General features: G+C 57.8%; 15 protein-coding genes and 6 pseudogenes. 15 read left to right on the top strand and 6 right to left on the bottom strand.

From position 1 onward, the window contains the following. Positions 1 to 74: 74 nt before the first annotated feature. Positions 75 to 1,769, bottom strand: a pseudogene (locus IVA81_RS16480) (aldehyde dehydrogenase family protein). Between the two features lie 725 nt (positions 1,770 to 2,494). On the opposite strand from IVA81_RS16480, the gene IVA81_RS16475 reads away from it, so the two are divergent. The 15 genes and pseudogenes from IVA81_RS16475 to IVA81_RS16410 all read left to right on the top strand — a co-directional run bounded on the left by IVA81_RS16475 (position 2,495) and on the right by IVA81_RS16410 (position 11,761). Further along, on the top strand, positions 2,495 to 2,860 hold the full coding sequence (locus IVA81_RS16475) for a hypothetical protein (RefSeq protein WP_247319901.1): 366 nt from the start codon (positions 2,495 to 2,497) through the stop codon (positions 2,858 to 2,860). Beyond that, positions 2,857 to 2,988, top strand: coding sequence for a hypothetical protein (locus IVA81_RS40485; RefSeq protein WP_256469340.1), 132 nt, complete (start codon positions 2,857 to 2,859; stop codon positions 2,986 to 2,988). The genes IVA81_RS16475 and IVA81_RS40485 overlap by 4 nt, the downstream gene beginning before the upstream one ends. A gap of 218 nt (positions 2,989 to 3,206) precedes the next feature. Beyond that, a complete protein-coding gene (locus IVA81_RS16470; protein WP_247319900.1) occupies positions 3,207 to 3,407 on the top strand; it encodes a hypothetical protein in 201 nt (66 codons plus the stop codon). 26 nt (positions 3,408 to 3,433) lie between these two features. Next, the gene (locus IVA81_RS16465; RefSeq protein WP_247319899.1) at positions 3,434 to 3,841 is read left to right on the top strand and encodes a hypothetical protein; all 408 of its coding nucleotides are present in this window, start codon (positions 3,434 to 3,436) and stop codon (positions 3,839 to 3,841) included. Positions 3,842 to 4,420: 579 nt separating this feature from the next. Further along, positions 4,421 to 4,966, top strand: a pseudogene (locus tag IVA81_RS16460) (transposase); the annotation flags it as partial. Positions 4,967 to 5,185: 219 nt separating this feature from the next. Next, positions 5,186 to 5,530, top strand: a pseudogene (locus IVA81_RS16455) (SIR2 family protein); the annotation flags it as partial. Between the two features lie 323 nt (positions 5,531 to 5,853). Continuing rightward, a pseudogene (locus IVA81_RS16450) lies at positions 5,854 to 6,556 on the top strand (hypothetical protein); the annotation flags it as partial. 146 nt (positions 6,557 to 6,702) lie between these two features. Continuing rightward, complete coding sequence (locus IVA81_RS16445) at positions 6,703 to 7,017, top strand: nitrogen fixation protein NifZ (protein ID WP_247319897.1); 315 nt, start codon at positions 6,703 to 6,705, stop codon at positions 7,015 to 7,017. Positions 7,018 to 7,029: 12 nt separating this feature from the next. Then, positions 7,030 to 7,248, top strand: a pseudogene (locus tag IVA81_RS16440) (nitrogen fixation protein NifZ); the annotation flags it as partial. Between the two features lie 15 nt (positions 7,249 to 7,263). Further along, positions 7,264 to 7,617, top strand: a complete 354-nt coding sequence (locus IVA81_RS16435) for a DUF3024 domain-containing protein (protein WP_247319895.1) — start codon at positions 7,264 to 7,266, stop codon at positions 7,615 to 7,617. 33 nt (positions 7,618 to 7,650) lie between these two features. Continuing rightward, complete coding sequence (locus IVA81_RS16430) at positions 7,651 to 7,920, top strand: DUF6129 family protein (protein ID WP_247319894.1); 270 nt, start codon at positions 7,651 to 7,653, stop codon at positions 7,918 to 7,920. A 562-nt stretch (positions 7,921 to 8,482) separates the two neighbouring features. After that, positions 8,483 to 8,701: a hypothetical protein gene (locus tag IVA81_RS16425; RefSeq protein ID WP_247319892.1), complete on the top strand. Its 219-nt coding sequence runs from the start codon at positions 8,483 to 8,485 to the stop codon at positions 8,699 to 8,701. A 1,249-nt stretch (positions 8,702 to 9,950) separates the two neighbouring features. Continuing rightward, on the top strand, positions 9,951 to 10,130 hold the full coding sequence (locus tag IVA81_RS16420; protein ID WP_247319890.1) for a hypothetical protein: 180 nt from the start codon (positions 9,951 to 9,953) through the stop codon (positions 10,128 to 10,130). A gap of 297 nt (positions 10,131 to 10,427) precedes the next feature. After that, entirely contained in the window at positions 10,428 to 10,937 is a 510-nt protein-coding gene (locus tag IVA81_RS16415; RefSeq protein WP_247319888.1) for a hypothetical protein, read from the top strand. Positions 10,938 to 11,284: 347 nt separating this feature from the next. Further along, positions 11,285 to 11,761 (top strand): Lrp/AsnC family transcriptional regulator, encoded by a 477-nt coding sequence (locus IVA81_RS16410; RefSeq protein ID WP_247319968.1) that lies wholly within the window; start codon positions 11,285 to 11,287, stop codon positions 11,759 to 11,761. Between the two features lie 1,340 nt (positions 11,762 to 13,101). Here the strand turns inward: IVA81_RS16410 and IVA81_RS16405 are convergent. From IVA81_RS16405 to IVA81_RS16380, 5 genes and pseudogenes are all read right to left on the bottom strand, one after another. After that, the gene (locus tag IVA81_RS16405; RefSeq protein WP_247319887.1) at positions 13,102 to 14,634 is read right to left on the bottom strand and encodes an AMP-binding protein; all 1,533 of its coding nucleotides are present in this window, start codon (positions 14,632 to 14,634) and stop codon (positions 13,102 to 13,104) included. A gap of 2,770 nt (positions 14,635 to 17,404) precedes the next feature. Then, positions 17,405 to 17,859: pseudogene (locus IVA81_RS16395) on the bottom strand (flavin reductase family protein). A gap of 613 nt (positions 17,860 to 18,472) precedes the next feature. Next, on the bottom strand, positions 18,473 to 18,706 hold the full coding sequence (locus IVA81_RS16390; RefSeq protein ID WP_247319885.1) for a hypothetical protein: 234 nt from the start codon (positions 18,704 to 18,706) through the stop codon (positions 18,473 to 18,475). Between the two features lie 8 nt (positions 18,707 to 18,714). After that, the gene (gene trpD, locus IVA81_RS16385; RefSeq protein ID WP_247319883.1) at positions 18,715 to 19,728 is read right to left on the bottom strand and encodes an anthranilate phosphoribosyltransferase; all 1,014 of its coding nucleotides are present in this window, start codon (positions 19,726 to 19,728) and stop codon (positions 18,715 to 18,717) included. A 1,347-nt stretch (positions 19,729 to 21,075) separates the two neighbouring features. After that, positions 21,076 to 22,683, bottom strand: a complete 1,608-nt coding sequence (locus IVA81_RS16380; RefSeq protein ID WP_247319881.1) for a carboxyl transferase domain-containing protein — start codon at positions 22,681 to 22,683, stop codon at positions 21,076 to 21,078. Position 22,684 lies beyond the last annotated feature (1 nt).

Here is a 22,684-nt window from a genome sequence, read left to right as displayed (position 1 = left end):
TACCCGGGGTCCTTGAATGCGGGTGCGATGGAAGGGACGACAGCTAGTGCCTGAGCCGCGCTCTCAACCAGCAGCTAGCGCTCACTCGCGGCGCGGTCGGGCACATCATCCTTCCAGCGTACCGATCCAAACGGGCGCTCCAGCATACGACAGATACTCAGGGGCTCAGGCCCGATATGGAATGCCATGGCCTTCTCGTGTAGTGCGCGCTCCGACTGGTCCAGCGGTTGCGTTGGCGCAAATATCGAGTCATGTCGGGTAGTCTAGCGCTCGGTCCACAGCTCGGGGTCGGCGATATCACGCGCAATTGACCAACCATAGGCGCCGTTGCGTCGCCGGTAGAGCTGCACATCCTGCATGAGGTTGTCGAAGGCTCGCGCATTTTCCGAGGCCACGCGATAGTCGAGCTCAACTACCAGTGGGCCGCTCCGGCAGGTCAGCGGGAGCCGCACCTTAGGATCGGCAAGCATGTCGGCGTCATCCCCGCGCTCGGTGATGGCCGGCATGCGCAGCCAGCGCCCAAGCAGCGGCAAGAGCAGCATCAGTCCGGCAGAGACGAGCAGCGTGATGTCGACAGCGACGGCATCGGTGAGGCGCCCCCAGCCCCAACTGCCAACTGCTTGGCCCCCAGAGAACGCAGCCTACCAAGCCGCAACGGATTGGCCCGCAACCTAGCGCGGGGCGGAGAGCTGCACGCCAATGTTGAACAGCGTCCACGTCCATACGGCGCCCGCCAAAACCAGAGCTGCGGCTGTCAAGACCGAATTATGACTGAGCACAACCGCCGCGATCGCGCCGCTCATGGACAGTGTGCAGGCACGAACCGCAGCCTCGCGGATCTTTATCGCCGCGACCTTCGTCGAGAGTTTCTGCACGAATTCCTCATAGATGCCTGCCTGTGCGTAGAGGCGGTTGGCGCAGACGCAGGTCTGGCCCATGTTGCGGTATTTGGAGACGATGGCGCCTTCGATGGCGGCATCGATATCGAGTCGTCGAACACCACGAAAGGCGCCTTACCGCCGAGCTCGAGGCCGAGCTTCTTCAGGCCGACGGAGGCCCGACGGTAGAGGATCTTGCCGACCGCGGTCGAGCCGGTGAAGCCGACAAACGGCCGCGTGCTCGCACAAAACCTCGCCGATCGGTCGCGAATCTCCGGTGAAGACGTTGAAGACCCGCTTGGGCGCGCCGGCTTTCTCAGCGAGGGCTGCGAGCGCAAGCGCCGAGAGCGGCGTCTCACTGACTGGTTTCAGCACCACGGTGCAGCCTGCGGCGCGCCGGCCATACCTTGCGGGTGATCATCGAGTTGGGGAAGTTCCACGGCGTGATGGCGCCGCAGACGCCAATCGGTGGCTTGATCGCAAGCAGCCTTGCATCCGGGCGCGGCGAGGGAATCGTTTCGCCATAGATGCGGCGCGCCTCTTCGGTGTAGAACTCGACATAGGCGCCAACGATATCGACTTCGCCTAGCGCCTCGGAGAGCGGCTTGCCCTGCTCGGAGGTCAGGATTAGCGCGAGATCCTCGCGATTGGCAACGATCAATTCGTACCATTTGCGCAGGATGTTGGAACGTTGCTTGGCTGTGAGCTTAGCCCATGCAGGGAGCGCTCGTTCAGCAGCCTCCACGGCTCTCGTGCAGCCGTCGGCCGAGAGCTGCGGCAGTTTGGCGAGCTCAATGCCGATCGCCAGATTGTTTTTACCGAAAGGCGAGGTGAGCCGACTCAGGCGCCATCAGTGTAGCAGGCCTCCCGCAGATGTGACGGGTTCTTCAGACGCTAGCGCAGGAAGGACGAGCCTTGCGTGGGTTGTGCGGCGGCGGTCGGGGTCGTCGCGTTGCTCCTGGAGGTTTTCAAATCCGAGCAATCAGGTCTTCGTCGATCGCGAAAAAAGGCCGCGCGAGATACCGCGCGGCCGAGTCAGGGAGGAAAAGCCCCGAAGGGCACTGAATAGGAGCTCGGCAAGTAAATGAACTCACTGGGAACTCCAATCTTGCACGAAACGTCGTCAGATCGTGCAAGCGGATATCGGATACTCATTTACCTGGGAGGATTGGAGGCGTTCGCAGCGATATCTTGCAGTTTTCGTGCGCAGATTTCGCCAAGTTCGCAGCAACTGCTATCTTGAAGCGTTTCTCGCGAGAATATTCGAACTTGCGTACTGTTCATTGAGGCCATCGAACACTCGCTCGTTGTACGCGTCCGTACCCTCGATAGCTCGGTTTCAGGATTTAGCAAATCAATCTAAATTAGTCAGCGCTCGTCAACGAGAGGCAGAGAAACATTGAGCTCGGCGATTTGGCAGGATAGCTGCGCGTCGCGACAGTGCGAACCAGCATCGGGCGCGTACGAACAAGTCATTTGAGGGGCAAAATGCGCAAAGTCGCGATCGGAATTGGACATCATCACCGCGTCGCGGATTCCGCGTTGGGCTACGCGAACAGCTGGCACTGCCGGGGATTTCAGGGGTCATTGTCACAGGCGCACTCTGCACTGTCGCCATGCTCTACGGGAGCGTGGCGCAACATGAGTCGAATGCCAGCAACGAATTCAAAGATCATGTCGTATCGTTGTCACAAACCTTCTTGGAATCCGGGCAAATTGCAACCGAATTCGAGCGCAAGCCCAGTGAAGAATCGATCAAGAAGCATGCCGATAATCATGAGCGCCAGCTCGCAGCATCCAGTCGTGTTGAGGGATTCGTGACCGATTTGCGCGACGATGACCCTCCCTGCGGTCTGTCATCAATCTTTATGCAACACGATTCCAGAACGTGGTCTCGGCCCAACGAAACCTTGGCTTCAACGAGAATTAAGGATTTCAAGGCAAGTTACGAATGGCCGTGCGCGCAGTTGAGCATCGGGTGAGCGAGCTCAATCAGCCTCAGCGCGCGATATTGATGCTGAAGATGCGCCGCCACGAGAATGAGTTCATGTTGCGCGGTGAGGACAGCCATCGCGATGAAAATCGTCAAAAAGAGTCTCTCCGGGGCTGAAATTCCATCACGGAGGTGGTTCCTCGGCACTGGCGTGGCGGAGCAAGAGCATCATAACTATCCTCCGTGAGGAGGACACGGCCGCGACGTCTCAGGCAATCAACGAACAACGGCAACTGTGGTGAAGTTCATAGTCTTGGAATCAGCTAGTAGTTCATTTGAAAGTTTCAGCGTGCTTCCTCGTGCTACCATTCTTTTGCGCCTTCCGGAGTCGCCAAGTGTTCGACGCAACGACCACTGCGCTTTTGCGTGCTGTTCTTGAGGAGGTTTGCGAGGGTCTGCCTCGCAGCGAAACCGGCACTCGGGCCCATGTCGCTTCCAAGATCTTGGACGCCGCCAACAGAGGTGAGATCACGGCGGACCGCCTTAGGCAGGTCGGCATGGAAGCTCTTCGCTCTGCGCCAACAATGTGGCGGTAGGTGCGGACAACACTGATAGTGCTCATGTGAATTTCCAGGTCACGGTGTTGAAGATCCTTGTGAGCTACCCGGACGGGTTCGCATCCATGCCGGACCTCAAGCGAGACATGGCCATTTTGGCCACGAGCGGTCCCGATTGGGCGGCGCGCACCAAGAGAATGGGCGCCCGCGTGCCCGAGCTCGACCTTTTTTCGCAACGACTCGTCGAGCGTGTGAATGGAGGGTGGCGCATCACGGACGAGGGACGAGCGGTGCTCGAACTGATGGAGCCGCGCCCTGGCACGCCCCAAGTCCAGCCAGAGGACACGAGAGCTCGTGAGCTGGCATCGCCAGTGCCGGCACGATCCCATTCTGTCGAACTACGTCGGCGCGAGCCTGAACGACTGGGGCGGCGCCGGTCCTCTAAGAGCCGAACGTGCGCACCGCACTCTTAGACCGGACAATCTAGGCGATCAAGGCCGCGCCCGACGATCGGGTTGCCGAAGGAGAATTTTCGATGCCGTTGTGGGCTTCGAACGTTTTATTGGAGAGCTGGAACGAGAAGTGCTGATATCTCAGCATATATCGGGGAAAGGTGCTGTTGCTTCGATCAGATCCAAGATCCCGCGATGCGCAGTGCACCATTCATGTATGGACCTCGATTCTCGGCGCCTGAGCCGTTGGCTGAGGCCACGGCGCAGGCGCGGCCAAGTGGGACGGAGTGCCTGGGAGTCTCGCCGCCTCTCAACGGCAACAGTATCTGAGCGCTGATGCCGCTCGGCATAAAGCGATCGATGGCACGCTTGGTTCGCATTGACTCACGTCAATTCGCTCCCGCCTCGTTCTTGAAACATCCCTCTTAGGCCGTCGTCCGTGAACAACGCCTAAGGTGCTGATCAGGAATCGGGTTTCCGGACGTTGGTGCGTTTCGGATTGCAGGCGTTGATAGGTTTGAGCATCGGAAGCCTGCAATTTGCAGTTTGAGATTCCGTCGAATCGCAAAGCCTGATTCGATGGCCGTATCGGAGGAGCCGATGCGACCGAAGAAGCCGAAAGCGACGGAAGAAGGCGATCTGTTTCGTGCCAGGCTCGATCAGATCATCAACATGAAGCACGAGCCGGTGCAGCTCGCCGGCAAGGTCGACTGGGCTTGGGTCGATGCGCAGATTGCACCGCTGTACAGCGACAAGGGCCGCCCTGGGATCGAGACCCGCTTCGTGGTTGGGCTGCTGCTGCTCAAGCACATTTATGGTCTCTCCGACGAAGGCGTGTGCGATCGCTGGGTCCGTGATCCGTATTCCCAGCACTTCACCGGCGAGGCGTTTTTCCAGCACGAGTTTCCGCATGAGCGCTCGGATCTCAGCCATTGGTGCAAGCGCTTTGGTGACAAGCTCGAGCTTCTGCTGGCCGAGAGCCTGAGGGTGGCGCACGACGCCGGGGCACTGCGCAGGCGCGATCTCAAGCGGGTCACCGTGGATACCACGGTGCAGCCCAAAGCCGTCACCTTCCCGACCGACGGCAAGCTGCTGCGTGCAGCCATCGAAGGGCTCAACCGGCTGGTCCGCAGAGTAACTGCTGGCTAACGAGGCCGGCGCAACCAACCTGGACTGTCACGATCTCCGCCGGTGGATGGCCCGGCACATCAAGCTGGCCAAGGTGGCAAGTCGGCAGTCGAAAAGAGAATTATTGTCTTTGATCTCAGAGGCGATACGATGCCTTAAATTACTTAAGCTCTATAAGATAAAGGCGAATAGGCTGGAACATAGGAGTATAAGTCCCGCTGCGGGGCCCATTGGCCTACTGTGCTGCGCAAGCCGCATGGCGGCGTGCTGCCGGTCAAGAGCTTTCTGATTACTGACGCTGATTATGTTGAGGTTCTGACTGAAATCGACATCCAGACACCAGTTCCCGACATCATCAAGGAAAGGCGGAACGGACGGAGCTTCCTCTTCATCGGCTGTCGCTTCAGATCGGCTTTTGCTATTTATGCGCGGCAGATCACCAAACGCTCGGCTGACGTCCATTACGCGATCGTCGATCCGCAAGCACTCTCGCGCAACGAACTCTGCTTTCTGGTCGAGCAACACCTGACACCGATCGCGATATGGCTCCCGCACGCGATAGAGATGTTGAGCGCCAAGTAGCGACGCAAAGTGGGCTGCTCGCCCCGGTCCGCTAGTAGGAAGAGGTCGCATCGCAAACGACCGGTGCGGGTTGGGAGATTTCACGCGAGAGCTCAATGAGAACCCAACGGCCATCTCCGTCACAATCGCGACGCCTGTCGCATTTGCGACGTGTGAACTGTCGCTGAAGCGCGCGCAACTGTGCGGATCACGTCTAGCTAACTCATTCACAGGGCGGGAATGCCATCGCCATCCGAGATGGCACGCGAGTTGCTAACTCTCGTTCTGTGGCCGCTCAGGCCGGACGCGGAAAACATGTCAAAGATGCTGAGGATAGCGGCGGGATGCGGGTCATCACCGATTATAAGGGTTCCCGGAGCTCTTCGAAGAATGGCAAAGGGAGCTATGGGTCACAGGCTGCCCCAGGCGATCTGCCGTCCGAAATCTGGGACAAAGTTAGGACTCATCCCTGCTATAGCGAAGAAGCTCATCATCATTACGCTCGCATCCATGTCGCGGTCGCGCCGGCTTGCAATATTCAATGCAACTACTCCAATCGTAAGTACGACTGCGCCAATGAATCGCGTCCGGGGGTTGTTAGTGAGAAGCTCACTCCTGAGCAGGCGGTGAGAAAGCTGCTCGCGGTCGCCACCAGAATTCCACAGCTGACTGTGCTCGGTATCGCCGGCCCCGGCGATGCCTTGGCCAATCCGAAAACGACTTATCATGCCACAGATCTCCGCGCCCGAACACGGCACAGCATTCGGGCTCAAAGGCCAGCGAGGCCCGACAGCGCAGGAATTGGCGGCGCTTCAGGATGCTTGTGAAGGTCAGATAAAGATGATGCGGCATCGCCGCCAGTGCCGCGCTGACGCCGTCGGCCTGCTCGGAGATGATCGCAGCAGCGAGTTCACCATAGAGAAGGTCATGGTCATGGACGTTCAATATGACCTCGAGACGCGCAAGGCTTATCAGGCCAAGATTGAGGATGAGCCTGCGGCGAGGATCACGACCAGGCAGGAGGAGTTTCCGGAACTCGCTGGCGAACCTGAACGGCATGCCCGCTACGAAGTGGCGATTCGCATCGCGGATGACGAGTCGGCATGTCTCATCGCAGACGAGGGCAATATGCTGCAGAAGAGCACCTCTGCTCGCGTCTCCGTGCGCCCTGCAGGTTCGCGAGGGGGCGGTGCATGAACATGATCGTTCGCGACAGTGATGTGGTCCAGCAAAGCGGGCCGCCCGCGTTCAGCCTCGGCGAAAAGGTGCGGGCCAGCAGTACCATCCGCAATGACGACACCTTTCGCGGCAAGGAGATCGGCGACATTCTGGCCAGGAAGGGCGACGTGGGTTATGTCGTTTCCATCGGCACGTTCCTGCAGAAATTCCATATCTACGGTGTCGAATTTCTTGAAAGCGGCTACCGCGTCGGCATGGGGCGCAAAGAGCTCGACCCGGTCGACGAGGGCGTAGATGATCTGCCATTGCCGGAAATGGCTGTGTCATGACAGAGCCGTTCAAAATATCGATCGGGCCAGCGCGTGAAAACCGCAGTCAATCTCATCAATGACGAGTCAGTTGCCACCGCGCCGCCTGATGGGATCCTGGTCGGCGCCGGTGCTATCGGCGAGATTGTCCGGGTCGCGATGCATACCGAAGCGCGCGTGCCGATTTATCTTGTAGGTTTTGGTGAGCGGCTGGTCGTTGGTTGTCTTGAAGAAGAGATCACAATCCTTTGAGGGGATGTTCTCGCAATGAGAGTGTCGAGAGAGGTACCGGTCGGGCTGATCCCGCATCCGAACGAGCTAGATCGCAAGCGGATCGAACGTGCTTTGATCTCGCGCAAGCACTATCGCTATGTCTCGCCTAGTGTGACGCCGGTAAAGGCTGGCTATCTCATTGAGAGTCCCTGCTGCTCGCGCAATATCGAGAACGATGGCGGTCAGATCGATGTCGCGCTATTTCATTACGATGTCGAGAGCGGGATCTGGAAACTGTTCTTCAAGAACCATGCGCGAGGAAACTGGAAATTTTACAGCATTTTCCACCGGCTGGCCTCTGCGATCGACGAATTGAACACGGATCCCGAGCGGCTGTTCTGGCAGTGATGCTCATTTAGCAGCAGTCATATAGGAGCCACAATGGCGCTCGCCACAGAACAATTGATCGAAATCGAACGCCTGCTTGCGACAGCTAACACAGACACTAGCGCCGTTGCTGACCTAAGGAGCCGCTTTCCGCAGCTCACCTTGGTTCGATGTGCTGCGTCGGATGTGACGGAGCAGCCATTCCGGCGTCTTCCACAGTTTGACCTGCATCTAATCGATGGATCGGACCACTGCATGCAGATTACGGCCGACCAGGCGCGAGCGACTGGATTGGTGCTGGCTAGAAGGCATGTTGGGCGATGATCAGAACTGGACCTGCAGAGAATCGCCTCGATGACGCGGAGGCGGTGAATGCAATTCCGCTCTCGGATCCTGATATCATTGTTGCCGACTCTCTGCCGTCGAAGCGCAATTGTGTTCGCAGCGAATTTCCAGTCGGTGGACGACTGAGAGGCTCGAACGAGCTTTCGCGGTCTATGTTGGCCGCAAGTATAACGTTGCGGTTCCAAGCGCACGATTGGGCTCCTGCTTGGCCTGAAGGCGGTCAGTATCGAGCGGGAGCAAGAGGTAATCGCCTCCTCCTATTCGTTTCTCAGGCCGTCCACGCCATCAATCTCGCGGACGCACGGGCGGAGTTTGCCGACATCGACTGTTGGTCCGAAACGTGGCTCAAGGCAATGCCGAAGTACGTATGAGGCCTAACACACGGGCGATTATCGCCGTCAACCCGAACGGGCCACCCGGCACCAATGCAGGTGCGAAGTTCAAGTCGCGGCGCGAGGTCCACCCCAAAGGGGGCGAAACTGAACACGTCACAATCGAGCAGCCCACCGGTCTCTAAACCTGGCAAAAAAACGGGAACGATATGAATCCGCAGATCATCATTCACGTCCGCTTCGCCCCGAATGGCAGGGTGATCCAGATCAGCGAGCGCCCGGCGAGGCTCACGCCCGACCAATGGTTTAATGTTCTCAAGGCCCGAGCCGGCTCTGCCTATCGCCCACTGTCCCGTGGTCGTGGCGTTTTTCGGCTGACCCGGGCCGCAGTTGATACCTTCAAGCAAGAAACTGTGACGCCGGCATGAGCGAAGAGATCATCGATATCGTGGCTAGCCACGAGATTGAGGTGGTCGCAGGCTGTCCAGCCGATGCGATCGAGCGGGTGGCGCCAGGGCGTACAGTCTGTCGCAGATCGAAGACATCGGCGAGGGCCTGCCGGTTACAATTCTTGTGATCCTGACTTTCGGTAATGACTATTTCAATTATGTCAATCGTTGCTGGCACGACGGAGTTTGGCTTAAGATCGCTTACTGCGGGTTGTTCTCCCCGGATCGGTCATGATTCAGATACAAAGGCACGGTGCGACCTTGGAGGTCGACAGTGGTTTTGCATCGGGGCCTCGTAATGGCACGCGCTTAGATCGGTTGCACTCCGCGCTGTAGTCGACAATGGGGTCCGAGTGTCCGGGGGGCCGTATAGTCGCGATCCGTCGGCTTTGCGAAACACCCACGTGCCGGCGGTCTCGTTCCTCCGATAACCGATCGACAGGCCTTGTCCGATTGATACAAAGACGGGCGTTTTGCGCACCGGCTTGTCCAGCCGCGCACTGCGGCTTTCGAGCGTCTTGTCCCTGATGCGCCTGACCATCGCCGATGCCTCAGCTTCATTCCGAAAGTGTCCAGCCGGAGTCCAGTGGACAAGGATTTACACGGGACTGATACTGGCGGACGCCAGCGCGCTCGAATCCTTGAAACGGCCGGCAATTTGAAGATCTCTATAATAGGGCGTCGTGTCCTTCGCTCACCTGAACAAGAACAAGCTTCGCTCAGAAGCATGCCTTGGCCGCAGGAGGAGCCCGTGGGATTGAGACAAAAGCTCGCTAGCGTTTCCTTTCCGCGGAGCCTTTAGGCCGTCTGCTTTTCCAAAGCTGTACAAGCGGAAGACACCGCTCAGCATATGTTAGGTGAATCATCCCGTTCACGTCGGCGATACGCGATAAACCGACAAGTCTGAGTTGGCAGCTGAATTAGACGGTTGCGTCTTACAAGGGATATTTCCCAAAATTACCCAGATGCTGAGTTCGGACGCCAGCAACCAATGCGACCTCATCTGGAATAATCACGATCGGGGCAGGGCCGCGCCTCATAAGGCCGAAGCAGGACAGTTCGAGTCATCTCCAAAATGCTGACCGAAAAACACCGCGTATCCACGGACAACCGCTGGGATAAAGTTCTATCGCTCCGATCTCATCGGAAGGCTGCCGCAGAGCCGGAATGATCTCGTGGGGATTGCTCATGCCCTGCATCGGAAGAGAAAAGTGAAGCGGGTTATGGCATGAGCTACACCGACGCAGCCTTTAGTTTCTGGTGGACCCTCTGGAATAATAACTACGAAGTCTTCGCAGCAGATGGCTGGACGCCCGATGATCAGTTCGGCCTTTCGGTTGCAGGCGGCGAACACTGCGAGGACCATTCTCGAATCCTATTATCCGTTCGAGGCATCGAATGTTCTTGATGACCTGAGCGAGCCCAAAGACATCTGACCGTCAAGGACATCTGCTTGTTGGACGCCTGCTCATGCCAAATGCATGGAAATACGCCTATAGCCGACTCTTCCCAGTCGCACCGGCTTTCACGGAAACCGGAGTTCTTGCCCTTGAGGGCAGCGCCGCGTGCTCGAATGCATGATCGACGAGCGCGTCGATGGGATCTGCATTCTGGCTCATTGTTCCGAGCAGTTCCTGTTATCGGAGCAGGAGTGCGATATATTGGTTGATTTGTCCTGGCTCATGTGGGTAGTCGCAAGGCGGTCATGATCACATGCAAACATTTCAGCACGCAATTTGCAATCGAGCGCGCCCGCTATGCGGCCGCGCGTGGCGCAAGCCTTCTGATGCTGATGCCGCCCTATCTCGGCGTGAGCCTCAACGCAGACGCGCCCTCGATGTTCGATCGTTTCGGCCGTGTCGCAGATGCGGCCAAGATTTCGATCCTGGTCCTGAATGCGCTGCTCAGTGGCGTGACGTTAACAATGTCGTTTCTGGTGCGCCTTGCCCGGGAGATGCCGCGCTTTAGTTATTTCAATATCGAGGTGCCGTTTGCCGCGGCGAAGCCGCGGACGTTGACTGACGCCGGAGGAGAGGCAATCCTAGGCCCCTTCGACGGAGAGGAAGCCATTACAATGATGCCAGATCTCGATGCTGGTGCGAGCGGGACGATACCGGGCGCGCTGCTTCCTGATCTATTGCGTCCAGTGATCGATCATCACACGACGGGACGCCGGCGGGAAGCCGTCCTGCCTATGGAAGAGTGCTGTCATTAATCGGTTTCGAGAACCGCCAGTGTGGCCTGCGCGCCGCCACGGGCGCGATGTGACATAGCTGAAGGAAATTCACCCCCACAAACAGCGCCGTGAGGAAAAGAGCTTTAGCGGCTTATTGGAATTAGGAGAGGCGACGCAAGCCGACCGGGCGCGCACAAGCCCCGAACCGGTGGTTAGCTGTCCCCGATAAGGTTTGAGCTTTCAACTCGTCAGTGCGCGCATTGTCAGCTGAAGACGTACATTCGTAGAGGTGCTAGGGAGGAGGTTTGGAGATGACCGGGACGCTCAATGGGACTATGTCGCATGCTTGGACGAGGCGGTCGCGCTCGACAGTCCGCAATGCAGCCATAGAAATCGACACAATCGATGCTCGTCTTCTTGATCTCGTTCAACGCAACAATCGCCTAAGCAGTGAAGAACTCGGCGCGAAAGTTGGCCTATCTGCATCCGGAGTTCAGCGCCGACTAAAGCGCCTACGAAAGGAGGGCGTGATAGAATCAGACGTTTCAATCATTTCGCCAAGGGCGATCGGCCGAAGCTTGACTATGCTGGTCCTCACTTTCTTTGAGCGCGATCGCGCCGACATCATTGATCGCTTTAAGCGGGGGATCCGCACTATGACGGAGGTGATGAGCGGATTTTACGTCACTGGCCAAACTGATTTCATCCTGTTGGTGACTGCAAATAATATGGAAGAGTACGAGCATTTCACCCGACGCTTGATAAAGGAAAATCCAGATATGAAGCGCCTCGAGACTGTAGTTGTTTTGGACCGAGTCAAAGCCGGTTTCATTTTACCAATGGGATCGTTGGCATGCTGGTGACCAATCTCGCCGTGACCCTTAACGCCCTGATCTTGGATCAAGCATAATCGCTTTCCGTGCTGTGAGAGCGGTAACGACCATCTCGCACTCTCGGCCCGGGTCGATGCGGTCCGATTAAAATGAGGCCGCGTTCCAGCTTCGGCGCATGCTCCTCAACAGCAATGTCCGAGGCTAACACTATGAGGCCGGCGCTTGTTGTGCGGTTTCGGACTGCCGAACAAATCAGGCCAGGTTCAAGACGCCTTGCGCGATCGACAGGTCGCTAATTTTTCCGGGCATAATCAGAAGCTTTATTCAGCAAGGCGCTGGTACGGGGATTGCTGCAAGCACTCGTCAAGGGCGAGCGTCCACGCAGGCTCGCAAGAGCGATCTCCTTTTGAACCCGGACGGGCTCGAATGGCGCGCTACTCATCGGTTTAAAGGAAGATTGATACAAATCGTGCTCCCAAAGACGGCAGGGGCAGTTCGATCACGTCCCAAAATACGCCGGCAGCAACACGGGCAAAGCTCTAACTGACGCGGGCGCCGGCGGCGTCGAGGAGCCAAAAACGGAGATGGGATGGACGATCGGAATATCGGCTGAGTGAGGACGGGTACCCCAACTGGCGACGTCGCTCCGGCTCAGCACCTCTATATTAACTTTCTGGAAGAGTGCGGCACCTGTGAAGGCATGGACGACGTCTCGTGCGAACCGTCGACAGCAACGGCATTTGCGATCTAATTGGCAAGTTCAAAGCGCAGGAGATGTAAATCGCGATATTCGGTGAGAGGATGGCAATGTATGCCGCCAGCAGCATTTCAACAGACATTCCGAACCATGCCAACTCTGGCGTCGTGCAGCTCGGCGGTCTGCTCTGCAGACCGAGAAGGAGGCGCATGGGCCGAGAAGCGCCTGTGAGTGCCGCTCTGTTGAGCTCTCTTGCCTTCTCGTCCATGCAGCGTTCTCTCCCGTTTCTGAGGTTCAAATGACGCGTTCTAGTGCTTCTCCTTCCAAACTGCGCGAGCATCCAGAGATATCAGTCGGCGAATCCTTGACTTACCAAACCCGGACTGTGGTCGGGCCCCCTATCTCCCTCCTGTGCAAACCACACGGAGACCAAGCCGACTTGGAGGCAAGCGAAAGTTGGGTTGTCGCCAGATCAGAGCCCGACATTTGCGCGGTACCGGCATTCATAATGAGGATCCGCGGCATCAGCGACTTCGGGTCAACGTTATTCGACGGAAAGGCGCCGACCATGACAGCTGCCGTGTTCGCATAGACGCGGTGACCCGTGGGGTTTTCGCGGCCCTCAGCGGCCACGCCTGCGGGGTAAAGGAAATGCCAAACCCGATCGAAATCTTCAGTCGCCGTCGTTGTGCTGGCTTGATCGTGTAAGCCCCTTCAGCGCGAAATGTTGGATCTTGCCCAACGCCGTTCGTGGCAATTCTTCCGTGAAAATAATTTCGCGCGGCACCTTAAAGCGGGCGAGCTGCGAGCCTGCATGCGCCGTTAGTGCTTCCGCGTCAAGCCGAACCCCCGGCCGCCTGATCACATAAGCGATCGGCACCTCATCCCAGCGCGGATCGGGTCGACCGACAACGGCGCAGTCTGCGACATCGGGATGCTCCCTGAGCGCGCGCTCTACTTCCGCCGGGTAGATATTTTCTCCACCGGAAATGATCAGGTTCCTTTTGCGATCATGAACCCAAAAGTATCCATCGGCATCGCGGCGGCCGATGTCACCGGTGAGATACCAGCCGTTGTGCAAAGGCTCGCGCGTTGCTTGTTGAGCGCCCCAATACCCGCTGAAGACATTGGGGCCCCGTACGGCGATCTCGCCCGGGCTGCCTGCCTGCAACTTGTTGCCGGTATCATCGAGAATAGCCGCTTCGCAGCATAGGCCGGGCAAGCCGCTCGAGCCCTTACGCGTAAGATCGCCGCCGAGCCTCGTATACACAGCAATAGGGCAGGTCTCGGTCGAACCGTAAACCTGCAGCACTGGCACCCCACGCGCGACAAAGCGTTCGATAAGGTGCTGCGGGACCATCGTTGAACCGGTGCAAATTGCCTTCAGTGAGGAGAGGTCCGTCGTCCGCCACTGAGGATGGTCGGTTAGGACTTGCATCATGGCAGGCACCAACGCTGCTAGCGTAGGTCTGTCGCGTTCGATCGCAGCAAGCGTCGCCTCGGGCGTAAATCGCGTGTGAATGGTGACGGTCGCGCCGTGATGCAACGCGGGCGTGGTCTGGATATTCAGGCCGCCAACGTGAAACAGCGGCAAGACCGTCAGGACATGATCGGTCGAGCCGAGGTTATGCATGTGCTGACTCATAACTCCATTCCACAGCAACGCTTCTTGACGCAGCACAGCGCCTTTCGGCCGCCCTGTGGTACCCGAAGTATAGACAATCAGAAGCGGGCAAGACAGGTCCGTGTGCTGATTGCGATCGTCGCCTCGGCCCTGGTCTACCAGGCAGTCCCACTTACTTCCGCCGAGAGGCGAAAAGTCCAACCCGGCAACAAAGGTATCGGGCAATTGCCCCGCCAGAGCTGGTAGCAGCGCATCAAAGGCCTGTTCTAGAGCTAGCACTTTGGGACGGGCGTCGGAGAGGATGAACAACTGTTCCGCGACCGTAAGCCGCCAATTTAATGGAACGAGCATCGCGCCGAGTCGCGCGCAGGCATAGAGCAGGGCCAGGTAGTCGGGCCGGTTGAGGCCAAGGATCGCAACGCGGTCGCCTCTCTCGATGCCGAGCTGGTGTTTTAGAGCACGAACGATTTGCTCGATCCTTTGAGTGAAGGCGGCGTAGCTTAGGGTGCCCCCGTCGAAGTGGATCGCGGGTTTGTCGGGAGCAAACGACGCGTTACGCTCAATCAGTGTGCAAAGATCCACCTTTGTCCCCTTTTCGCTCAGGTTCGCTACGTACTTGCAAAACTGCTTAAACCCCTGACCTCCTGAGCCGTTTGGAAGCTCTCGATCGCGATCAGATCACATCGGATGGCCTTCAGGCACGCGAGCAGTCAAGCGATCTCAGTCGGAAGCATACGGTCTTGACGACGTCATCAGCCCGGGCTCGATGTAAATCTCTTAAAGCGTAAAGGCGTAGGCGCGTCGTCACGGGCTCCGTTTTGTCCGACAGCGCTGGCGTGCATCTGCGCGTAGTGATAAGCGCACCATGACGTTATCTTCTTCAGGGTTCCGACTTACAAGCTCACCGCACATATAGGGAGATCTGGAATTTCCATCTTTGAAGCCGACTATGGCTCGGCATTGACCTTCAGTGTGGTCGACCAACAGAACGTTCTTGACACCGTCGGGGTTTTTCATCGTGCTGCCCCGAAATGCGAAGCAATCTTTCGCGATTGTCGCGCCGGTCATGCCGACCGACATTAGCCGCCTAAGCCGATTGGAACCATCGGAGGTCGGATCGACCGTCGTGCATTTCCGAGATGATGGTGCCGTGCGAGCTCCAAGCGGGCTGAACGAACACAACCAAAAACTCCTTGGTTCAACTGATCTCCACGGGTGTCCCGGCCCGCGGAGGAACTCGGTTTCCAATCTGCAATGGGAGCCGCACAGTGCGGTAGGGGTGACGTTGACGTCCTCTGAATTGACCAGCTCTCCAGCGATGTGAATCAAAGAAGGCGTATGGTGCCGCCCGTAGATTGTCGAGCCCATCAGGACCACCCGCAAGCCGCACTGTCGCGATGATCGAGGTAAGACGGTGCGGTGCGATTCTGACATGCTCGAACATTCGCAATCCTTATCTCGATCAGCCCGAGACTGGTGTACCTTGAGATCATACAATTTAACGTTACGTGCGATTCAAGCCCCTTGGACTTGTCGCTGGATCAAATTTTTCCGAGGCTCACCGGGCAACGCCGATAGGAAAAGTGGAAGAGCTCGCGATGCCAAGCTTAGTTAGTGGCCGCAACCGAGAAATACACAGTACCACGTCTTCCGCACTCGACCCTCACGCCATGGCGTGCCTTTGTCCGCCAACGCAATTCACGAGATGCACCCCAGCTAGCGGCGCCTGCCGTGAAGAACGAGCCGCGCGAATGCGCGAGCGCGCCGCCGTACGGCGGCAAATGGCGATGGCAGATATCGCGTCGCGCAGCAATCATCGCAGCGTCTGGTAAAGCCGATGCTATAGCCGCCCACGCGGTTCAACTAACGAAATGTAGAGCTGCTCATGGTGGATATGCGCGCCCTTGCCATCACACCGAGGCCGTCGAGTCTTGCGATGCGAGGCGATAAAATCGCCGTCGGAAACGCGGCCGGACGTCGACCAAATCGAAGCCGAGCCCGGCGGCAAGGGTTTGGCATGATAGAAGAGCGCAGCTCCGGCGTTTCACTTCTCATAGGGGGGCGGTTAAGTTCTGCGTCCGCCTTGACACTGACGGCCTGGGTGCGCGATGTCAGCCCGAGGATCCTTGGCACGAGCTCCTTCGCGACCGAAATGGCCGGCATGCCACGGCACGTTCGTGATGAACGGCTCGAAACGCGCGAGATCTTGCATCCGGTGACGATCTTGCCGCCATCGCGCGCCAACTCTGTCACTAGCACATAATTGGCGTTGCGCCCTCGGCTTTATCTGCGCGCCCGAGGTCGGGCTGCCGATCTCTTCGTAAGATAAGTAGAACTGGAGCACCGCCGAACGGTGAGCGCGCGCCGTTGGTGCGAACTTGCCGGAAAGGCATGATAGGAGAGATAGCCGCCGCACTTCATGTCGTAGATTCCTGCCCAAACGCGCTCTCCCCCTCGATCTTGAATGGCAGCCGCTCGACGAAGCCGATCGGATGGACTGTGTCGAAATGGCTCGGCACCACGATGCCAGGCGCCTCCTGTTCCCCGGAGGAGCGCGCCAGCAAACGATCGCTGCAACCGTCTCCGGTCCAAGCTGCCCGGCGGGCGCGATATCCGATGCGCCCAGACCGGCGACCGATTTCGACCAAGCGGCGAATGCCGTCGAGGATTGAGGCTGCTTAAAATGGGGTTTTGGGAATGGCTGTCATCGACGCCTGTAGGTTTCAGCCTTTATCGCGCGCACGAGTTCGTGGTGCGGTTCCACTCAATCAGATCATGATCTAGCGCGGTAATCATCAGGCTCGCCAACTTGTCGGTCGTAGGTGTCTGTGAAGTGTGATCTCATTTCGCGGCAACGATGCTACACGCCAGTCGATGGTAACGGTGCTATTAAGGCTGGTAGGTGTTGATCCAAAATCACGCAAAGACAATTGCACGACATGGTCAAGTGCGCCATTTCCCATGTGAGTTGTAGCTTTTCATGTCAGAAGTGTCTTTGTGCGTCGCGCGTATTGCATGTGAACTAACGTCGATCCAGCCGCGCTTGCGGGCGCTTGCAACCATCGTGTTGTAGGCTGCTTCACAGTTTTCGCGGTCTTTGGGACGTCCGGGTAGCGTAGGCACCAAGCCAATAGGAATCAGCGCGTGGTCTTGGTCAACGAAAGTGCTCCCTCTTAAGGCTGCAGGTGTGGGGGACAGTGGGCCCTTCAATACGAGCTTGAACCCGCCAAAGTCTAGGGGTCGAGCAGTTGAAAGCCCCTTTCAGGCATATTCTATGATCATGTCTCGGATTCCCCACGAACGCATCTAGCCGCTGTTCGTCTCGAGCAGCGGTAACGTGCGCAAGCGGCACTCAATCATGCGGTAAGGTTCGAAGCGCGCCCCGAAAGTTGATCAATGGACTGCCATGAGCTAGCCGAGTCGCGATAATTCGTCCGACAAAGATGGTATGCGTGCCAATCACCTTGTGATCGTGCAAAACGCACTCGAGCGCGCAAGGTGCGCTTCGCAGAAGCGGTACGTCGAGGAGCCCCTGACTCCATGGCGCGATATCGAAACGCTGGTGACCTTTCACACCTTCCCGGCCGCCAAAGCGCAACGCGAGGTCCTCCTGGCGCCGCCGAGAAGACTCACTCCAAAGCTGCGTCTGGCGAATATCGCGTCATGCGTTTCGGAACTGGCATTAATACCGACCACCACGCAGGGCGGCTCCATGCAGATCGAAGTCACAGAACTGAGCGTCAGACCACGCCGCCCGACGGCCGTTCCCGTCGTTACGATGGCGACGCCACTCGGCAGATTTTGCATGGCTTGCCTGAACTCTGTCGCTTGAATTGACGGAACATTGCGCATCTCGGAAGAAAACTGGCCCCTCATAATCTGCCTCGGAAGGTGTTCGGTTTTCCGCGTTTTCGTTGTGGCGATATCATCCAGATAGTAGTTGCGCACTTCAGCCGTCAGAAACCGACCGTATTCCAGGGACGTTGTCCCTACGATCCTGAGGCACTCCGGGCATCAGGGCCTTCGCGCAGGACTGAGCCAAAAAGCGTAAGCCGTGGCTCACGAACTCGTCGTCGCCATCGGTATAAGTACGGGTGAACCATCGGCACCCCGGGCCCGCAAGATGACGCCGCCTCCGAGGTTTGGGAGCGTCGGCAGCTCTCAGCGCGTAGCGGCATGAGAGCACCTAGTGGATTCCGGAATCGTCGACAATCTGCTTTTTTGCAGCGAGAAGATGCTTATCGAGTGTTGTGTGCAGCGTACCCCGCAAATTTGAGGGGATGGAGCTGTCTGTATCGATGACCTCCCGAAATTTCCGAATGATGTGTTCTATCTTTGCCATAGATGCGAGCGCTTCTACCGTTCGTGGAGACGTCATTGCTTATCCTTTGACGCGTTGCGTGCACTCAAAATTGAGAACCTAAGCTTCGGCGCGGCCTTTGCTGATTGTCTCGGCAGGCGGCTTCGCACTGGTCTTCGCGATCTGAGGCCTTCCGCGCATCCTGCTCCCGTCGCTTCGAAAGCGGGGCTGCTGCGTCTGTGACCCGGCAACCGCGGTAAGCGCCTCGACGTGTGGCAGAGGCAACTCGCGCTTTGCGCCTGCAATCTCTTCGCGCTCGTAGGCTTCGATGTTGGTGTTCAAAATGTCGTACATCGGCCGTGTCAAGCATTGGAGATCGCGATCAGGTGTTTCAATCGCGCGGCTGCCGCACCGCTATTAAGGGATGCTTGCCCAAGGGCGACGCCCTCCTTCAAGCTGCTTGCGTGGCCGGCCACGATCATTGCCGCGGCGGCGTTGAGAAGAGCAACATCGCGGTACGGACTTGGCATGCCGTCGAGCACGCTTTGCAGCGCGATTGCATTGGCATCGGCGTTGCCGCCCCTCAGCGCCTCGTTGTGGCAGCGGGCGAGGCCCGCTTCTTCCGGGGTGACTTCGAAGGTGCGGATCGCATCTCTCTCTAGCGCGGCAACAAACGTCGGCCCGGTGAGGGTGATCTCATCGAGTCCATCTGAGCCATGCACCACCCACACCGACTCAGCACCAAGGTTCTTTAACACCTGCGCCAAGGGCTGCACCCATCGCCGCGAAAATACTCCGACGATCTGCCGCTTGACTCCGGCCGGATTTGCGAGCGGGCCGACTAGATTGAAGATCGTGCGGGTCCCAAGTGCCGCTCGGATCTGAGCAACATGGTGCATAGCCGGATGACGGATGGGCGCAAGCATGAAGCCGATGCCAGCTTCGTGCACACAACGAGCAACGCCTACAGGCGGGAGGTCGACCTTCACGCCGAGGCGGGCCAAGACGTCAGCAGCGCCTGATAGTGAGGACACGGCGCGGTTGCCATGCTTGGCCACAGGAACGCCCGCCCCGGCGACGATGAATGAGGCGCATGTCGACACGTTGACTGAGCCCGAAGCGTCACCGCCCGTACCAACGATGTCGACAGGATCTGGGGGCGCACTGACCCGGAGCATTTTGCTCCTCATGGCCGAGGCTGCGCCGGTGACTTCTTCTACGGTTTCGCCACGTACCCGCATCCCCATTAATAATCCCCCGATCTGGGAGGATGTCGCCTGGCCCGACATCATGATTTCAAAGGCTGTTGCGGTCTCCTCGCGGGTCAGCGTGGCACCTGTAGCAACTTTGCTAATGATCGATTTGAGGGCGTTCATTGGTCTACACGTGCTTAGTCGTTCCAATTGGACAGTCGCGCGTGCGAGCGCGACCTCAATCCGCTAGTTGATTCCATCTTCCATGTTGTCGATACCCACGCTGTTCTTTGCTGATATATGATCGGACAAACGTTGCGGTTTTGTGGGATCGAGCCGAACTCGACGGTTGCAGGATGACGTCGATGCCACACACGACTACTCGCCGTTGATGTTCCCAGCTGGCGCTGCGCATAGCTCGAAATCCTGACCAAATACACTGCATGTTGCTCCTGATATGGCATTATGTCGCGCGGTCTCGATCACAAATGTTACTCCTCCTCTTTGAGATACTTGACCTTCGAGCGCGTTGCGCAACTTTCGAGCGTCTCGGCCGGCATCATTGGCGCTCGTTACCGGCAGCGTCTGTTGGCTTAGAGGATGTTTGTAGTGATCCTAAGTCACTCGTTATCATACTTGCGCGCTCCATGAATCAATCTCACCCGTTTTCGTTTTCTGCGTTCAACAGCGAGGCGTCATTCGAAACGGGCGTTAGTGGGTCATGCAGCTCGGCAACCGGTCCGGCTCGGACCGCGTATGCGTGTCGAGGCATGCGCGGTGTCAGCTTGAACGTCAGTCCGCTCTGCAATCTTTACAACCTGACGCTACGTAAGAATCAAGCTATCCATGGCGTTCACCTGCAAAGGAGCAAGTGTTCTTTGCTCGAGATCAGATCAGACGATTGGACGACAAGACGGTGGGTGGTTCCATAGTCGAGCATGGCGGGACGACTTCTTGTGCGCCCAGCCCGTCGTGGAATCGTTGACTGCGATCGGTATGATGGCTTGCATGTCTCCTCCCAAGGATTGTTATCGTCGGTGATGAATGGACCAACAATCCATCAGGAGGGCGCACCTTAGATCTAATGTGACTGACGCGTCCGTTGGTGGATCAGAGTCAGCAGGGCGGCCCGCGCTTGCATCAATCGCGAACTCCAGATGTCGATGGCTTCGACCCGCAGGGGCCTCGCAGTTACACTACGCAATGCTAGAAGTGTAACGAGCAGATCATCTCGAGTGTTACGCAATTTGCGTAATCCCCACGCGAGGTTCGATGCGCGGCCAATCAGGCCTATGCGACCCAGCTCCGCCTGCTTCGACGCAACGCCGTTGTCCTGATCGACAACGTGGTCACCGAATTCAACGCACCACTTAGAACCGGGTTGGTCTAAGTGACCAGGTCGCGAATTCGAGTTCTGCCACGGAACGTGGGCGACACCAATCTGGCTCATGCCGGGGACAGGACGATCCGTCGATGTGGACTCCAGTTAGAGAGTAGAATCTACAGACACGGACGTTCGACTCCCGCCGGCTACATTCGGAATACGCCATAATGGGGCGCTTCGATGGAAGCATTCAGCGAAGCGCTCAGGGCGATCGCGAGTGCACTTCGGGTATCGACTGGATCAAGAATTCCGTCGTCCCAGATTTCGGAGGTTGCATAGTAGGCGCTGGATCGTTCCCGATACTCGTCGAGAAGGGGACCTCGAATGGCTGCCAGCTCCTGCTCTGCGAGCCGCCCACCGACACGGGCCAGTTGTCGGGTCTTAACGTGGGTCAGCACACATGCCGCTTGCTCGGCGCCCATCGCAGAGATCTGAGACTGCGGCCAGGTGAAGACGAACCGAGGATCGAAAGCACGTCCCGCCATAGCGTAGGTACCTGCTCCGTGCGAGCTGTTGCAAACGACCGTGAATTTTGGGACCGACGCTCCCGAGACGGCCATGATCAGCTTGGCACCATCCTTGGTTATGCCACGGCGCTCGTATTCGCGGCCGACCATGAAACCCGTTGTATTCTGCAGGAAGAGCAGGGGCGTCCGGTTCTTATCGCATAGTTGGATGAAGTGAGCGCCCTTCAGCGCACTTTCGCTGAGCAGCACGCCATTATTTGCAAGAATCCCTATTTGATATCCATGAAGCCGCGCGAAACCGCACAGCAGGGACGTGCCGAAACGCGGCTGGTATTCGTGAAATCGGCTACCATCGATCATGCGGGCGATGATCTCCCGCATGTCAAACTGCACTCGAGGGTCCTTTGGAATAATGCCGTATAGTTCCGATGCGTCGTAGGCAGGGGGCTCCGGGGCGGCTTGATCAATCGGAGTCTTCGCGGGACGATGGAATCGGGCAACGATATCACGTGCGATCGCAATAGCGTGCATCTCGGAGCTTGCGGAATAATCGCTCGTGCCCGACACGCTCGTATGCATGTGGGCGCCCCCAAGCTCCTGTGCCGATACGTCTTCACCGGTAGCAGCTTTCACGACTGGAGGGCCACCGAGAAATATAGCTCCCGTATCCTCGACCATAATGTTGAATTCGCTAAGCGCCGGGACGTAGGCCGCTCCCGCTGTGCAATGACCCATTGCGATCGCGACCTGCGGTACTCCCATCTTGGAGAGAATGGATTGGTTACGGAGGATCCGGCCCGCGAAGTAGCGATCGGCGAAGAACTCTGCCTGAAAAGGTAGGAATCCTCCGGCGCCGTCGCACAAATGAATCACTGACAGACGATTCTCGATTGCGATGTCCAAGGCTCGCACTATCTTCTTGACAGACAACGGATACCATGCGCCGCCCTTTACGCTTGCGTCGTCTGCATGAACCATCACCTCGCGACCCGCGACGATCCCGATGCCGACGACCTGTGCCGCGCCGGGCACTTCGCCGTTATAGGCCTTGTTAGCGGCCAGCGTTGAAAGCTCGAGGAACGGAGTTTTTGGATCGAGCAAGGCGTCGATGCGATCTCGTACAAACAGCTTATTTTGACGTCGAAGGCGCTCGAGCTGACGCTCGGGCCGCTGGAAGCGGACAGCTCGTTGCCGCTCCTTCAACTCGTCAGCAAGCCGCCTGTTGTGGAGCTCGTTTTGACGAAAGTCTTGCGAATTGACATTCGCCCCAGAAGCGATTCGTAGCATT

Source organism: Bradyrhizobium sp. 141 (assembly GCF_023074055.1).
Taxonomy (GTDB): domain Bacteria; phylum Pseudomonadota; class Alphaproteobacteria; order Rhizobiales; family Xanthobacteraceae; genus Bradyrhizobium.
Note: the sequence above shows the minus strand (reverse complement) of the source record. Positions and strands in the feature narration are given on the sequence as shown.